This is a genomic window from Streptomyces diastatochromogenes, assembly GCF_002242805.1.
In the GTDB taxonomy this organism is placed as follows: domain Bacteria; phylum Actinomycetota; class Actinomycetes; order Streptomycetales; family Streptomycetaceae; genus Streptomyces; species Streptomyces diastatochromogenes.
This window is the reverse complement of the sequence record NZ_MCGQ01000038.1, coordinates 248,315-262,623: the sequence shown is the minus strand read 5'-3', so window position 1 is coordinate 262,623 and position 14,309 is coordinate 248,315. Positions and strand designations below refer to the sequence as shown.

Here is a 14,309-nt window from a genome sequence, read left to right as displayed (position 1 = left end):
ACTCATGCCCCAGCAGTGACGTGCCGGTGGTGACCGGAGGGACGAGGGGCGGGCGCCCGCAGCCCGCCCCTCACCTCCCGCGCGTTGACCGCATCGAAAACCCCATGGAGACAGCAGTGACCACAACCACCCCACGCACCCCGTACGAGCAGGCCGTCGCCGAAGACCTCCCCGAGGGCTTCTCCCAGGTCATCCGGGAGGTGAACGGCACTCTGATACACGGCGTCGTCGGCGGCGAGGGCGAGCCCCTCGTGCTGCTGCACGGCTGGCCGCAGACCTGGCGGGAATGGCGGCACCTCCTGCGGCCCCTCGCCGACCTGGGATACACCGTCGTCGCCCCCGACCTGCGCGGCACCGGCGGTTCGGCGTTCACCGAGACCGGCTACGACAAGGACAACCAGGCACGCGACGTGCGCGAACTGCTCCGGTCCCTGGGCCTGAACGGCCCGGTGCGCCTGGTCGGGCACGACATCGGCGGCATGGTCGCCTTCTCGTACGCCCGCCTGTACCCCGAGCAGGTGCACCGGCTCGTCCTGGCGGACCTGGCCGTCCCCGGGTTCGGCCTCGAGGAGATCATGGACCCGGCGTCGGGCGGCTACTTCCACTTCGGTCTCTTCATGACCCCCGAGGCACCGGAACTGCTGTTCCAGGGCAACGAACGGGCCTTTCTGAGCTGGTGGTTCGGGAAGATGTCCGCCGACCCCGAGGCGTTCCCGCCGCAGGAGATCGACATCCTCGCCGCGTCCCTGCGCGCACCGTGGGCCCTCAGCGGCGGCTTCGGGCACTACCGGACCATGCTCGACGACGGCCGGACCAACCGGGCCTGGGCCGACGCGGGCGGCGTCCTGACGATGCCCGTACTGGCCGTCGGCGGTGAACACAGCGTCGGGACCTACCTGGCGCGCAGCCTCACCTCCGTCGCACCCGACCTCACGGAGGCGGTGATCGCCGGCAGCGGTCACTACATCCCCGACGAGCGGCCCGAGGCTCTCCTCGCCACGCTCGCCCCGTTCCTGGCCTAGCCGGCCAGGAGAAGAAGGAACCGCACCATGACCATGGCCTACCTGGCCCAGCCCGACCAGCAGCAGACCCTTGAGTGGCTGGACGGCGGCACGTTCTCCGTGCTCCTCGACAGTCAGGCCACGAACGGACAGCTGACCGTCGGACGGTTCGCGGTCGGCAAGGACGAGGCACCGCCCTTCCACCTGCACACCCGCGAGGACGAGATCTTCATGCTGATCAAGGGCACGGCGCTGCTCTGGCTCGGCGAGGAACGGATGGAACTGGAGGAAGGCGGCATCGTCTACCTGCCGAGGAACATTCCGCACGGTTACCGCATCACCTCGGACACCGCCGACCTCCTCATGATCGCCACGCCGGGGGGTATCGAGGGGATGTTCCGGCACGCCGGGCGTGACATCACCACCCCCCGGCCGAAGGACTTCGCCATCACACCGGAGAGGCTCGCCGAAGCCTCGGAGCGCTACGGGCAGGTGGTGCTCGGGCCGCCGCGCTGACGGTCCGGCGCACCGTACACTTGGTCGACCAATGAATCTGGAGGGAGCGACTCTCCGATCGCTGGACCCGTGCCGCCACACAGGAGGAACAGCAACCGTGCCACCCACGTCCGAATCGATACAGGGGAGGACCGACGCGGTCCCGACCGCCGCCGAGGCTCCGCTGGGCGAGGCCCTCTTCCGCGCCGCTCGCGTGCACCGGATCGTGGCCGGCAACCTACTGCGCGAGACCGGCCTCTACCCGGGTCAGGAGCTTCTGATGATGCAGCTGTGGGAGCACGGCGAGCAGCGCCAGGCGGACCTCATCAAGACCCTGGGCCTCGATCCGTCGACCGTCACCAAGATGCTGCAGCGCCTGGAACAGTCCGGCTTCGTCACCCGCAAACCCTCCGACCGGGACCGCCGCGCCGTGGTCGTGAGCGCGACCCGCGCCGGCCAGGCCCTGCGCGACCGGGTCCAGCAGGTGTGGCGCGACCTGGAGACGATCACCACGGACGGATTCACGGACGAGGAGTGCGACCGGGCCATGCGGCTGCTGGCCAGGATCGACGCGAACCTCAACGGCACGTCGCCCACGGCGGTCGCCGACCCCCGCACCACGGTCGACCAATGAGCCAAGGGATGTGGGCCGCGTGATAGTGCGAAATAAGCGGATACACGTGACTCGGGTGGTGGGCATGTGCCGGTAGGTCAGGGGAATCCTCCTCCCGATGACGACGACTCGGTCGGCGAGGCACTGACAGCACGCGCCGCCGTCGACGAGCACGGGACCCCCGCTGGGCCTGGGCGGACTGCCTTTCGAGGCTGCCGAGATCGACGTACCGGAAGGCAGCCTGCTCGTGCTCTACACCGACGGCCTGGTCGCATCGCGCGACCTCGACATCGATGACGGCATCACACGGCTGTGCCGAGCCCTGGATCCCGCGGTCTCCCTGGACGCTGCGTGCGACGCGGTGCTCGCGCCGATGCTGCCCGGGCGGCCGGCCGACGACGTGGCCCTGCTCATGGCGCGCACCCGGGCGCTGGACGCCTCGCAGGTCGCCACCTGGGACGTGGAACCCGACCCCGCCGCCGTCGCCGAGGCCCGCAAGGAAGCCGTTCGCCAGATGGAGGCGTGGGGGCTGACCGACGCCGTCTTCGTCACCGAACTGGTCGTCAGCGAGCTGGTCACCAACGCCATCCGCTACGGCGAGCCGCCCATCCAGCTGCGTCTCATCAACGACAGCAGCCTCATCTGCGAGGTCTCGGACGCCAGCAACACGGCACCTCACCTGCGCCGCGCACGCACCTACGACGAGGGCGGCCGCGGTCTGCTGCTGGTCGCCCGGCTCAGCGAACGCTGGGGGACCCGCCAGACCACCCGGGGCAAGACGATCTGGGCGGAACAGAACCTGCGCTCCCAGCCGGCTCCCGGCGCGACTCTCGCGCTCGAATTCCCGGCCTGACCAGGCGATCGCCCGAAGCCCTTCCGTGAGACGGAAGAGCCGTTGCGGCCCCGTGGCGCCCTCTTCGACGATGCCACCACCGCAGACAGACGGGAGCCGCATCCATGCCTCATGTGACCGCGTTCGCCAGGAACCAGTGGTACGTCGCCGCCTACAGCGAGGAGGTCGGGCGCGAGTTGCTCGGCCGGACGATCCTCGGTGAGCCGCTCGTGTTCTACCGCGCCGAGGAGGACGGCGCCCCGGTCGCCCTGTACGACCGCTGTGTGCACCGGCGTTACCCGCTCTCGGAGAGCGGTCTGGACGGCGACCGGATCGTGTGCGGGTACCACGGGTTCACCTACGACCGCACCGGCACCTGTGTGTACGTGCCGGGCCAGAACCGTGTGCCGCGCACCGCCCGTGTCGCCGCCTACCCGGTCGTGGAGCAGGACTCGCTGGTCTGGGTGTGGATCGGCGACCCGGCCCTCGCCGACCCGGGGACGATCCCCCGGGCCCGGCACCTGGACGCGCCGGGCTGGGTGACGGTCCGGGGCATGGAGCCGATCGACGCCGACTACGGCCTGCTCGTGGACAACCTGCTCGACCTCTCCCACGAGACCTATCTGCACGGCGGCTACATCGGCACCCCGGAGGTGGCTGAGACACCCATCACCACCGAGGTGGACGAGGGCGCGGGCGTCGTCCGGGTCAGCCGGCACATGGACGACGCCGAGTGCCCGCCGTTCTACGCCCGTTCGACCGGCATCGAGGGCCGGATCACCCGCTGGCAGGACATCGAGTACCACGCGCCCTGTCTGTACCTGCTGCACAGCCGCATCGCCCCGGTGGGCGTCGTACCCGAGCCGGACGGCAGCGACCCGAACGGCTTCCACACCGAGATCACCTACGCCGTCACGCCGTCGTCGGAGGGGAAGGTGTACGACTTCTGGGCCGTCTCCCGGGACTGGGCGACCGAGGAAGCCGAGGTCACCGAGTTCCTGCGGGGCAACAACCACACCGTGGTGATGCAGGACGTGGACGCGCTCAACCTGCTCCAGCGCACGCTCGGCACCGAACGCACCGGTTACCAGGAGCTGAGCATCAACATCGACACCGGAGGCCTGGCCGCCCGTCGCATCCTGAGCCGGCTGGTCGAGGAGGGTGCCAAGCCCGTGGAGAAGGTCCGGTGAGCACACCCACCGGGGAGATCTACCGCATCGACTGGCTGCCCGGCACCGATCTGCTGCACGGCACCTGCCACTGCGGGGCCGAGCATTCCGCGCAGGATCCGGTCGAGATGTGGGAGTGGATGCTCGGGCATCCCGAAGGACACCGGCCGCAGGGGGCGTCGCGATGAACGAGTTCGAAGTCGTCGTCGACGCGCGGGAGTTCGCCGCCGACGGCGTTCTCGCCCTGACCCTGCGCGACCCCCTCGGCGGGGACCTGCCCGTCTGGGAGCCCGGCGCGCATGTGGACCTGCTGCTCGGGCCCGGACTGGAACGGCAGTACTCGCTGTGCTCGGACCCGGCGGACCGGTCCGCGTGGCGGATCGCGGTGCTGCGGGAGCCGGCCGGGCGGGGAGGATCCGCTTACGTGCACGGCCAGTTGGGCGTGGGCGACAAGGTACGGGTGCGCGGGCCGCGCAACCACTTCCGGCTGGAGCCCGCGCCGCGCTACCGGTTCGTCGCTGGCGGCATCGGCATCACCCCGATCCTGCCGATGCTCGCGGCGGCCGAGGCCGCGGGCGCCGAGTGGTCCCTGCTGTACGGCGGCCGCAGCCGCGGCTCCATGGCCTTCACCGCGGAGCTGGCGCGCTACGGCGACCGGGTCGCCCTCGCCCCGCAGGACGAGAGCGGGCTCCTCGACCTGGGCCCGGTGCTGGACGAGATCCCCGACGGCACCCTGGTCTACTGCTGCGGTCCGACGCCCCTGCTGGACGCGGTCGAGGAGCGTTGCCCGGGCGGGGCACTGCGGGTGGAGCGGTTCCAGCCGAAGGCCCAACAGGGCGCTGCCGACAGTGAGTTCGAGGTCGAGCTGGCGCGCAGCGGCCGTACCCTCGTCGTCCCGGCGGACGTCTCCGTGCTGGACGCGGTGCGCGGTGCCGGGGTCGAGGTGCTGTACTCCTGCACCGAGGGCACCTGTGGTACCTGTGAGACGGACGTTCTGGACGGCGCCCCGGATCACCGGGACTCGGTCCTCACCGAGGAGGAGCGGGCAGCGGGCGAGACGATGATGATCTGCGTGTCCCGGTGCCGGGGCGCTCGTCTGGTGCTCGATCTGTGACGCTCGGGCCGGGTCAGGAGGTGAGGTAGGCCTCCACCTCGCTGAACTGCCCGGCCGGCCAGCCCGTGTTGGCGCTGACGCTCAGGCGCAGGTAGCGCAGGTTGGTGCTGCCGGGCAGGGAGACGGTGGCGGTGTTGCCGGTGGCCGGGTCGAAGCGGTAGCCCTGCGAGCCGGCCACGGTCGAGTAGGCCGAGCCGTCGGTACTGCCGAGCACCGTGATGGTCTGGGTGCGGGCGCCCCAGGCCGAGGACGGGGGCAGCTTCAGCACCAGTCGGCGCACCGCGTAGGACGAGCCGAGGTCGACCGTCCAGGACTGCGGGAAGGCGTTGTTGGTGGACTCCCAGTACGAGTTCGCGTCGCCGTCGACCGCCTTGCCGGGGGTGTAGACGTCCTGGGAGCCGGTCGCGGTGGCCGGACGGCCCTTGGCGAGGTTGCGGTTCGGGTCGGGGTCGGGGTTGCCCTGGCCGGGCTGGGGCCAGGTGGAGCAGTCCGCCCAGGTGCTGGACCAGCCGGAGTTGCCGCCGCCGTCGGTGAGCGTGAAGGAGCCGGAGTTCGCCGGGTAGGGGCAGTTGTAGATGCCGGCGGCGCCGACCTGGGTGGCGGTGACGTTGCGGAAGGTGGCCGCGCCCTGTGCCTCGGCCTGGACCACGACCGTCCCGGTGTTCTGCACGGTCGCACCGGTCACGTTGACGTTCCTGACCGGATACCCCTGCCCGCCGCCGGAGACGAACTCGAAGGCGCTGTAGGGGCTGTCGGTGATCGTCGTGTTGGTGATGTTGACCGTGGCGTTGATCGCGCTGTCGTAGGAGTCCACGCGCAACGCGCCCATCGGATGGTTCCAGTTGGGGTTCATCGCGCCGGCGCGCACGAGGGTGTTGCCGTCGACGGTGATGGTGCCGGACAGGGGGTTGAAGGGGTCGAGGAACTTCTGGTTGGAGATCGCGATGCCGCTGCCGAGGGCGTTGGTGTCGGAGATCAGGTTGTTCTTCACCGAGATGTCGGTGCCGCCGTAGACGGCGATGCCGTTGGCGAGGTTGGGCTGCGAGATGGTGTTGTTCTCGAAGCTGGAGTTCGTGTCCGGGGAGTACAGCGACCACATGGCGAGCGCGTCGTCGCCCTGGTTGCGCAGGAAGTTGTTGCTGACCCGGACGCCCTTGGCGGTGCCGTTGAGGTTGAGGCCGTCGGCGGTGGTGTCGAGGATGCGGTTGTTCTCGACGACCAGGTTGTCGTTGTTGCCCATCAGCCAGAGGCCGACCTTCATGTGCTGGATCCACATGCCGGAGACCGAACTCCCGGGTCCCAGTGCGCCGTTGACGAAGTTGTCCGGGCTGGAGTCGACGCGCTCGGTGACCTCGCCGATCACCGCGAAGTCCTTGATGTGCACGCCTCCGGAGGAGCTGGACTGGTCGATGAACCGGGAGGTGTGCACGACCGAGTACCAGCTGCCCGCGCCCTGCAGGGTCACGTTCTGGACCCCGCCCAGGGAGGAGGTGATCCGGTAGTCGCCCGGCGGGATCCACACCACGCTGCCCTGGGCCGCGGCGATGGCGTCCCGGAAGGCCTGGGTGGAGTCGCCGTTGCCGCTGGGGTCGGCGCCCTTGGACACGACGGACACCGAGCCGGCGGGCTGGGCGGCGGCCGCGGCGACCTGCTCGAAGTCGGCGACGTCCACGGTGACCTGGGTGCCGGTCGACTCGAAGGCGATCTTGTCGCCCGCCTGGACGTTCTGCCCCAGCAGCAGCCGGGCGTTGTCGAAGAAGTGGTGGGTCTTGGCTCCCGGGATCCAGCCGGTGTCGATGTAGGAGTACTTGGAGGTCACCGGGAGCGTCTTGGCGAGCCTGGTGCCGTTGACGTACACGTTGAGCGAGCCGGACTGGCCGTCCGGGACGCTGTAGGCGACGTTCACGGCGTTGGCCGCGTGCGGCACGGTGAACTCCACCCGCTGCCCGGAGGTCAGCCGTACGGCCTGCCGGCCGGAGGCCTCCGAGGCGAGCGTGCCCTGGGTGTAGTCGGGGCCGATCTTCGCGCCGGTGGTGCTCGCCGACTCGGCCTCGACGGAGGTGAAGGGGAGCGTGGCGCCGGCGGCCGCGTGGGCGGCGGGGGCCACGGCGACGAGCATGCCGGCGGCGAGGGCGACGACCGCCCCGATTGCTGGCATGCGCCTGACATGTCTGGCGGTGCTGCTGTGCATGTGCTGATCCCTTCGTGGTGGGGGTGCGTGGGATAGCAGGGGGTGCGGGGAGGGCGGCTCAGGCGCGCAGCCAGGCCGCCGTGTCCTGGGGCAGCCGGCCGTCACCGTCGAGCGGGCCGCTGCTGAGCAGGAGTCGGGAGTGCGCGGGCAGTTCGGCGGGTGCGGCGGCGAGGTTCACGACGCATGTCACGCCCTGCGCACGGGAGAAGGCGAGCACACCCTCGGGGGCGGGCAGCCAGGTCAGGGGGCCGTCGCCGAAGACCGGGCGGGCGGCGATGGCCTCGCGGTAGAGGGCGAGCATGGAGTATGCGTTCTGCTGCTGAAGGTCGACTGCATACGATGTCCAGTCGACCGGCTGCGGCAGCCATGGCTCCTCGCGTGAGCCGAATCCCGCGTACGGCGCGTCGGCCGCCCAGGGCAGCGGCACCCGGCAGCCGTCCCGGCCCGGGGCGACACCCCGCGATCGGAAGTACATCGGATCCTGTATGCGGTCGGCCGGGATCTCGGCCTCCGGCAGCCCCAGCTCCTCCCCCTGGTAGAGGTACACCGCCCCGGGCAGCGCCAGCGACAGCAGGGCCGCCGCCCGGGCCCGGCGGGTGCCGAGCGCCAGGTCCGTCGGGGTGCCGAAGGCCTTGGTGGCGAAGTCGAAGGCGGTGTCCTCGCGGCCGTAGCGGGTGACCGTGCGCGTCACGTCGTGGTTGCACAGCACCCAGGTGGCCGGGGCGCCGACGGGGGCGTGCTCGGCGAGGGTGGTGTCGATGGCGGCGCGCAGCCGGTCGGCGTCCCAGGGGCAGGACAGGAAGGAGAAGTTGAAGGCGGTGTGGAGTTCGTCGGGGCGCAGGTAGCGGGCGAAGCGTTCGGGGTCGGGGAGCCAGACCTCGCCGACGAACACGCCGTCGTAGGCGTCGGCGACGGCGCGCCAGGAGCGGTAGATGGCGTGGAGTTCGTCGCGGTCGACGAACGGGTGCGGCTCGGGGTGGGTGGCGAGGTCGGGCAGGTCCGGGTCCTTGGCGAGCAGGGCCGCCGAGTCGATGCGGACGCCGGCCACACCGCGCTCGAACCAGAAGCGCAGGATGTCCTCGTGTTCCTGGCGGACCGCCGGGTGGGCCCAGTTGAGGTCGGGCTGCTCGGGGGTGAACAGGTGCAGGTACCAGTCGCCGTCGGGCAGCCGGGTCCAGACCGGTTCGGTGGAGCCGACGAACTGCGAGGGCCAGTCGTTGGGCGGGAGTTCGCCGTGCGGGCCGCGTCCGGGCCGGAAGTGGAACAGCTCGCGCTCGGGGCTGCCGGGCCCCGCGGCGAGCGCCGCCCGGAACCAGGGGTGCTGGTCGGAGACGTGGTTGGGCACGATGTCGACGATCGTGCGGATGCCCAGCTCGCGGGCCTCGGAGATGAGTTTCTCGGCTTCGGCGAGGGTGCCGAAGGCCGGGTCGACGGCACGGTAGTCGGCGACGTCGTAGCCGCCGTCCTTCATCGGTGACAGGTACCAGGGGTTGAACCACAGGGCGTCCACGCCGAGTTCGGCGAGGTACGGCAGCCGGGCGCGGACCCCCGCGAGGTCGCCGGTGCCGTCGCCGTCGCCGTCCGCGAAGCTGCGGACGTACACCTGGTAGATGACGGCCGAGCGCCACCAGTCAGGGTCCTTCGGGGCATGGGTGGGCTGTCCCACTGAGCGTCCCTTTCTGTAGACGGGGCGGCGGCGTCAGCCCTTGGTGCTGCCCGCGCTGATCCCGGCGATGATGTGCCGCTGGAAGACGAGGAACAGGGCCACCATCGGGATGCTGGCGATCACCATCGCGGCGATGAGCACGGTGAGCTGGATGTTCTGCGACAGCTGGACGAGGGCCACGCTGATCGGCTGTTTGCCGGTGTCGGAGAAGACCATCAGCGGCCACAGGAAGTCCTGCCACACCGCGACCAGGGCGAAGATCGACACCACGCCGAGGACCGGCCGGGACATGGGGAGGACGACCGACCACAGGATGCGCAGTCTGCCCGCGCCGTCGATCTCGGCGGCCTCCAGGACGTCATGCGGCAGCTGGTCGAAGAACCGCTTCAGCAGATACAGGTTGAAGGCGTTGGCCACGGCCGGGAGCCAGATCGCGAGGGGGTCGTTGAGCAGGCTGGTGTGGATCAGCGGGAGGTCGGCGACGGTCAGGTACTTGGGTACGACCAGTGCCTGGGCCGGGACCATCAGGGTGGCGAGGATGCCGCCGAGGACCACCTTGCCGAAGGCCGGCTTCAGCTTGGACAGGGCGTAGGCGGCCGCCGTGCAGAAGACCAGCTGGAACGCCCAGGCGCCGGCCGCCTGCACCACCGTGTTCCACAGGTGCTGGGGCAGCTGCATCAGGTCCCAGGCATCGGTGTAGCCGCCGGTGTGCCAGTGCCGCGGGATCAGTGTCGGCGGGGTCCGGGCCACCTCGTCCGGTGACTTCATCGCGCCGGTCACCATCCAGTAGACCGGGAAGAGGAAGGCGAGCGCGAAGAGCAGGACGACGCCGGTGAACACGGTCCAGTAGGCGGCCTTGCCGCGGGGGCGGGCGAGCGTGGCCGGGGAGATCAGGGTCCGGGTGCTCATGCGTCCCCCTCGGAGCGGATGCTCATGCGTCCCCCTCGGAGCGGGTGAGCCGCAGATAGACGGCGGAGAAGGCGCCGAGCAGGACGAGGAGCATCACGCTGAGCGCGCAGGCGCCGCCGAAGTCGTTGTAGAGGAAGGCGTACTTGTAGATGAGGTAGAGGACGGTGACCGTGGCGTTCTCCGGTCCGCCGCCCGTGATGACGAACGGTTCGGTGAACACCTGCATGGTGGCGATGATCTGAAGGAGCATCAGCATCAGGATGACGAACCGGGTCTGCGGAATCGTCACGTGCCGGATGCGCTGGAGCAGGTTCGCGCCGTCGAGTTCGGCGGCCTCGTACAGCTCGCCGGGGATGGACTGCAGGGCGGCCAGGTAGATGAGGACGGTGCCGCCCATGTTGGCCCAAGTGGCCACGATCACCAGGGAGATGAGCGCGGTGTCGGTGCCGTTGGTCCAGTTCGAGGTGGGCAGGTGCAGGAAGCGCAGCGCCTCGTTGGCGAGGCCGGCTCCGGGGTCGTAGAACCACTTCCACAGCAGGGCGCTGACCACCGGCGGGATCATCACCGGCAGGTAGACCACGACCCGGAAGAAGGCCTTCGCGTGCCGCAGCTCGTTGAGGACGAGGGCGAGGACGAAGGGGACGGCGAAGCCCAGCAGCAGGGCCAGCAGGGTGAAGGTGAGGGTGTTGCGCCAGGCCGCCGTGAACTCGGGGTCGTGCCAGACGCGGGTGAAGTTGGCGGTGCCGACCCACTCGGGCGGGGAACCGGGCGTGTACTTCTGGAAGGCGATGACGACCGCGCGGATCGCCGGGTACCAGGAGAACAGCGCGAAGCAGATCAGGCCGCCGAGGAGGAAGCCGTAGGCACGGGCCTGGTCGGCGAGGCGGCGCCGCCCCCGGCCCCCTACCGGGGGCGGCGCCTGCACCGGGTGGACGGCGGCCTCCTCGGCCGGGCGCCGCTCGGCCGTCTTCGTCATGGCGGTCAGCTCCGGGCCAGAATGCTGTCGATCTTGCCGGACGCGTCCTTCAGGAGCTGGTCGATGTCCGCGTCCTTCTTGGTGAGGACGGCGGAGACGACACCGTCGAGGACGGAGTAGATCTGCTGGGCGTCCGGCCTGGAGCTGCTGGTTGCCGTCGAGGAAGGCCTGGTAGTTCTCCACCGGGACGTTGGCGTTGGCCTTCTTGACCTGCTGGTCCTTGGCGTCGGCGGCGCCGGTGAACAGGCGCGGCTCGGGCAGGCCGACCGGCGCGTCGTTCTTCTTGGCGCGGGCGTAGTCGCCGAGGAAGCCCGATCCCGGGGTGAGGAACATGTGGTCGAGCCACTTCAGGCCGGCGCGGATCTGGGCGGGCGTGTCCTTCTTGTTGAACATGTAGCCGTCGCCGCCGATGAGGGTGCCCTTGCCGCCGGGCATGGGGGCGAGGGCGAGGTCCTTGTAGTTTCCGCCCTTCTCCTTGACCAGGATCGGGATGTTGTCGGGGGCGCTGAGGTACATGCCGAGCTTGCCCGAACCCATCATCTGCTGCACGTCGTTGATGATCAGGAGCTGCTTGCTGCCCATCGAGTCGTCGGTCCACCGCATGTCGTGCAGGTTCCGCAGGACGGCGTGGCCCTCGGGGGTGTCGACGGTGGCCTTCTTGCCGTCTGCGCCGACGACGTCGCCGCCCTGCGAGTACAGCTCGGCGGTGAAGTGCCAGCCGCCCTGGTTCTGCGCGCTGTAGTCGGCGTATCCGACGGTGCCGTTGCCCAGGGCGGCGATCTTCCTGGCGTCGGCGCGGACCTCGTCCCAGGTCGCCGGGGGCTTGTCGGGGTCGAGTCCGGCCTTCTCGAAGAGCTTGCGGTTGTAGATCAGCCCCATGCTGTATCCGGTACGCGGTATGCCGTAGACCTTTCCGTCCACGGTGTAGATGTCCCGCAGCTGCTTCTGGATGGTGTCGTAGCTCTTCAGTTCCTTGAGGTACGGCGTGAGGTCGGCGGCCTGGTTGATGTCGACGACGTGCCTGGCGTCGGTGAAGTACGTGTAGAAGACGTCCTCCATCTGCCCGCCGGCGAGCTTGGCGTCGAACGTCTTCGGGTCCTGGCAGGGGAAGGCGTCGTGCGCGACGACGTCGATGTGCGGGTTCCGCTTCTCGAACGCGGCGATGTCCTCCTCGAAGAACCGCCGGTCGACCTTGGCGCTCTTGGGCGGCTCGCAGTTGACCGTGATGCGGGTCTTGCCGCTGGCCGAGCCGTCGTCGCCCGACCCACAGGCGGACGCGGCGAGGGCGAGCGAGGAACAGACGCCGATCGCGGCGACGGTACGGCGGAACCCGGTGCTTCTCATCGGTGGACCCCCAGATGGCACTCATGGCAGGAGCGGTGGGCGCCGCACACTCAAGCACCGACGACATCGGGCCGCAAGATGTCGCGCAGAATCTGTAATTATTCGACAGCTGCGTGGATCTCAGGCGCGTGGTGCTTGCGCGGTCGACCCGCGGACCACCAGTTCCGGTTCGAACAGCAGCTCCTCGGCCGGTACGGCCGTCCCGCCGATCTGCGCGTTCAGCAGCTCGACCGCCGCCCGGCCCATGGCCTCGATGGGCTGGCGGACGGTGGTCAGCGGGGGTTCGGTGCAGTTCATGAACGCGGAGTCGTCGTAGCCGACCACGGAGATCTGGGACGGGACGTCGAGCCCCTTGCGGCGGGCCGCCCTGATCGCGCCGAGCGCCAGCGGGTCGCTGGCGCAGATGATGCCCGTGACGCCCTGGTCGATCAGCCGGGCGGCCGCCGCGTGACCGCCCTCGATGGAGAAGATGGCCCGCGCGACGAAGGCGTCCGGCAGCTCCCCTGCGACCGCCCGCGCCGCCGCCAGTTTCCGCGCCGACGGCACATGGTCACCCGGCCCGAGCACGAGGCCGATCCGCTCGTGCCCCAGGGAGGCCAGGTGCCGCCAGGCCTGCTCGACGGCGACGGCGTCGTCGCAGGACACGCCCGGGAAGCCGAGGTGTTCGATGGCCGCGTTGACCAGCACCACCGGGATGTTGCGGTCGGCGAGCAGCCGGTAGTGGTCGTGCGGGGCGTCGGCCTGCGCGTACAGGCCGCCGGCGAAGACGACGCCGGAGACCTGCTGCTGCAGCAGCAGCTCCACGTAGTCCGCTTCCGAGACCCCACCCTTGGTCTGGGTGCACAGCACCGGGGTGAGTCCCAGCTGGGCGAGGGCGCCCCCGATGACCTCGGCGAACGCCGGGAAGATGGGGTTCTGCAGTTCCGGCAGGACCAGGCCGACGAGCCGGGCGCGTTCGCCGCGCAGCTGGGTGGGGCGCTCGTAGCCGAGGACGTCGAGGGCCGTCAGCACGGCCTGCCGGGTGGCTTCGGAGACGCCGGGCTTGCCGTTGAGCACCCGGCTGACCGTGGCCTCGCTGACCCCGACCTTCTTCGCCACTTCCGCAAGTCGTCGCGTCATGCGCGCAAGAGTAGCGCAAGCTATGCAAGCTGCTTGCGTAAACGCGGGTGTGGGGTGCCGTAGGGCGGAGAGACGGGTTTCCTGCCCGGCCCCGTCGGCGACCTGAACGCCGACGGAGCCGGGTCAGTCCTGGGGGTCCGGGACGACCGTCAGATGCGTGCCCGCTCCGCGCGGCCGGCGCGGACGGCGCGAGGCCGCGGCCGGGCGGCGGGCGTCGCGCAGGACCATGGTCAGGCGGGTGCAGCCGATCTCCTGGAGCGTCAGGGGCGTCTCCTCGACGATCCGGCACTCGGTCGGGCCCCGGCGCGGGTCGGGGTGGAGCAGGAGACGTACGGCACCGTCGAGCTGGGTGCCGGCCTCGCCGACGGCGCGGATCCAGTGCGGCAGGCCCTGCCGGTAGGCGGCCTCCATGATCGGGTCCTGGGCGATGTCCCGGCGGACGGCCTGGAGTTCGTGGTCGTGGCCGTAGCGCTCGACGGCGGTCTTGAAGTGAGCCAGCATCGGCAGGCACCAGCCCGCCTCGTGGTCGCCGAGGATCTCGGCGGCATCGGGGTGGAACAGGACGAACCGCAGGAAGTTACCCCCGGGCATGGCCGTCGGATGAGGGCGCACGCCCCGGAAAAGTGTCTCGAAAGCGCCGTTGGCGATCACCACGTTCCACCGGTGGTCGACGACCAGGGACGGGAGCGGAACGGCCTCCAGAAGGGTGGCGTAGTCCTGTAGATACGCCTGGACCTCACAGCCCTCGGGGACGGGCCGCGGCGCCGGCCACTGCCCTCCTGCCTGATGTGCCATCGGGAGGTCACCCCTCTTGCCTCTGCGGCCTTCACGCGGCGAAGCGATCCTGCTGCCCCGACGAGATCCATGTCAACTATCGTGG

At 70.2% G+C, this 14,309-nt stretch carries 12 protein-coding genes and 2 pseudogenes; 7 read left to right on the top strand and 7 right to left on the bottom strand.

The window, feature by feature from the left end; translation table 11 throughout:
- Nucleotides 1-116: 116 nt before the first annotated feature.
- From BEK98_RS36355 to BEK98_RS36325, 7 genes and pseudogenes are all read left to right on the top strand, one after another.
- Nucleotides 117-1,022 carry an alpha/beta fold hydrolase gene (locus tag BEK98_RS36355; RefSeq protein ID WP_167444338.1) on the top strand — a complete coding sequence of 302 codons (906 nt, stop codon included), beginning with the start codon at nucleotides 117-119 and terminating at the stop codon, nucleotides 1,020-1,022.
- A 27-nt stretch (nucleotides 1,023-1,049) separates the two neighbouring features.
- On the top strand, nucleotides 1,050-1,517 hold the full coding sequence (locus tag BEK98_RS36350; RefSeq protein ID WP_094221003.1) for a cupin domain-containing protein: 468 nt from the start codon (nucleotides 1,050-1,052) through the stop codon (nucleotides 1,515-1,517).
- Between the two features lie 97 nt (nucleotides 1,518-1,614).
- Nucleotides 1,615-2,130 (top strand): MarR family winged helix-turn-helix transcriptional regulator, encoded by a 516-nt coding sequence (locus tag BEK98_RS36345; protein WP_244202118.1) that lies wholly within the window; start codon nucleotides 1,615-1,617, stop codon nucleotides 2,128-2,130.
- A 151-nt stretch (nucleotides 2,131-2,281) separates the two neighbouring features.
- Nucleotides 2,282-2,962: pseudogene (locus BEK98_RS36340) on the top strand (SpoIIE family protein phosphatase); the annotation flags it as partial.
- Between the two features lie 104 nt (nucleotides 2,963-3,066).
- On the top strand, nucleotides 3,067-4,131 hold the full coding sequence (locus BEK98_RS36335) for an aromatic ring-hydroxylating oxygenase subunit alpha (RefSeq protein ID WP_094221000.1): 1,065 nt from the start codon (nucleotides 3,067-3,069) through the stop codon (nucleotides 4,129-4,131).
- On the top strand, nucleotides 4,128-4,298 hold the full coding sequence (locus BEK98_RS49205; RefSeq protein ID WP_094220999.1) for a hypothetical protein: 171 nt from the start codon (nucleotides 4,128-4,130) through the stop codon (nucleotides 4,296-4,298). Before BEK98_RS36335 ends, BEK98_RS49205 begins: the two co-directional genes overlap by 4 nt.
- A complete protein-coding gene (locus BEK98_RS36325; protein WP_094220998.1) occupies nucleotides 4,295-5,224 on the top strand; it encodes a PDR/VanB family oxidoreductase in 930 nt (309 codons plus the stop codon). The genes BEK98_RS49205 and BEK98_RS36325 overlap by 4 nt, the downstream gene beginning before the upstream one ends.
- Nucleotides 5,225-5,237: 13 nt before the next feature.
- On the opposite strand, the gene BEK98_RS36320 is transcribed toward BEK98_RS36325, so the two are convergent.
- The 7 genes and pseudogenes from BEK98_RS36320 to BEK98_RS36290 form a co-directional block, all read right to left on the bottom strand.
- Entirely contained in the window at nucleotides 5,238-7,415 is a 2,178-nt protein-coding gene (locus BEK98_RS36320) for a galactose-binding domain-containing protein (protein WP_094220997.1), read from the bottom strand.
- 58 nt (nucleotides 7,416-7,473) lie between these two features.
- A complete protein-coding gene (locus BEK98_RS36315) occupies nucleotides 7,474-9,081 on the bottom strand; it encodes a glycoside hydrolase family 13 protein (protein WP_094220996.1) in 1,608 nt (535 codons plus the stop codon).
- 33 nt (nucleotides 9,082-9,114) lie between these two features.
- Nucleotides 9,115-9,990, bottom strand: coding sequence for a carbohydrate ABC transporter permease (locus tag BEK98_RS36310; RefSeq protein ID WP_094220995.1), 876 nt, complete (start codon nucleotides 9,988-9,990; stop codon nucleotides 9,115-9,117).
- Nucleotides 9,991-10,012: 22 nt separating this feature from the next.
- A complete protein-coding gene (locus tag BEK98_RS36305) occupies nucleotides 10,013-10,966 on the bottom strand; it encodes a carbohydrate ABC transporter permease (RefSeq protein WP_094220994.1) in 954 nt (317 codons plus the stop codon).
- 5 nt (nucleotides 10,967-10,971) lie between these two features.
- Nucleotides 10,972-12,310 (bottom strand): annotated as a pseudogene (locus BEK98_RS36300) (ABC transporter substrate-binding protein).
- Nucleotides 12,311-12,430: 120 nt separating this feature from the next.
- Nucleotides 12,431-13,429, bottom strand: a complete 999-nt coding sequence (locus tag BEK98_RS36295; protein WP_208643327.1) for a LacI family DNA-binding transcriptional regulator — start codon at nucleotides 13,427-13,429, stop codon at nucleotides 12,431-12,433.
- A gap of 123 nt (nucleotides 13,430-13,552) precedes the next feature.
- Nucleotides 13,553-14,224, bottom strand: coding sequence for an MmyB family transcriptional regulator (locus BEK98_RS36290; RefSeq protein WP_094220992.1), 672 nt, complete (start codon nucleotides 14,222-14,224; stop codon nucleotides 13,553-13,555).
- Nucleotides 14,225-14,309: the final 85 nt, after the last annotated feature.

Bases quoted from the DNA above. Each gene is read 5' to 3' on its own strand.
- BEK98_RS36290 (WP_094220992.1), bottom strand. From the start codon at position 14,224: ATGGCACATCAGGCAGGAGGGCAGTGGCCGGCGCCGCGGCCCGTCCCC.
- BEK98_RS36295 (WP_208643327.1), bottom strand. From the start codon at position 13,429: ATGACGCGACGACTTGCGGAAGTGGCGAAGAAGGTCGGGGTCAGCGAG.
- BEK98_RS36305 (WP_094220994.1), bottom strand. From the start codon at position 10,966: ATGACGAAGACGGCCGAGCGGCGCCCGGCCGAGGAGGCCGCCGTCCAC.
- BEK98_RS36325 (WP_094220998.1), top strand. From the start codon at position 4,295: ATGAACGAGTTCGAAGTCGTCGTCGACGCGCGGGAGTTCGCCGCCGAC.
- BEK98_RS36320 (WP_094220997.1), bottom strand. From the start codon at position 7,415: ATGCACAGCAGCACCGCCAGACATGTCAGGCGCATGCCAGCAATCGGG.
- BEK98_RS36335 (WP_094221000.1), top strand. From the start codon at position 3,067: ATGCCTCATGTGACCGCGTTCGCCAGGAACCAGTGGTACGTCGCCGCC.
- BEK98_RS36350 (WP_094221003.1), top strand. From the start codon at position 1,050: ATGACCATGGCCTACCTGGCCCAGCCCGACCAGCAGCAGACCCTTGAG.
- BEK98_RS36310 (WP_094220995.1), bottom strand. From the start codon at position 9,990: ATGAGCACCCGGACCCTGATCTCCCCGGCCACGCTCGCCCGCCCCCGC.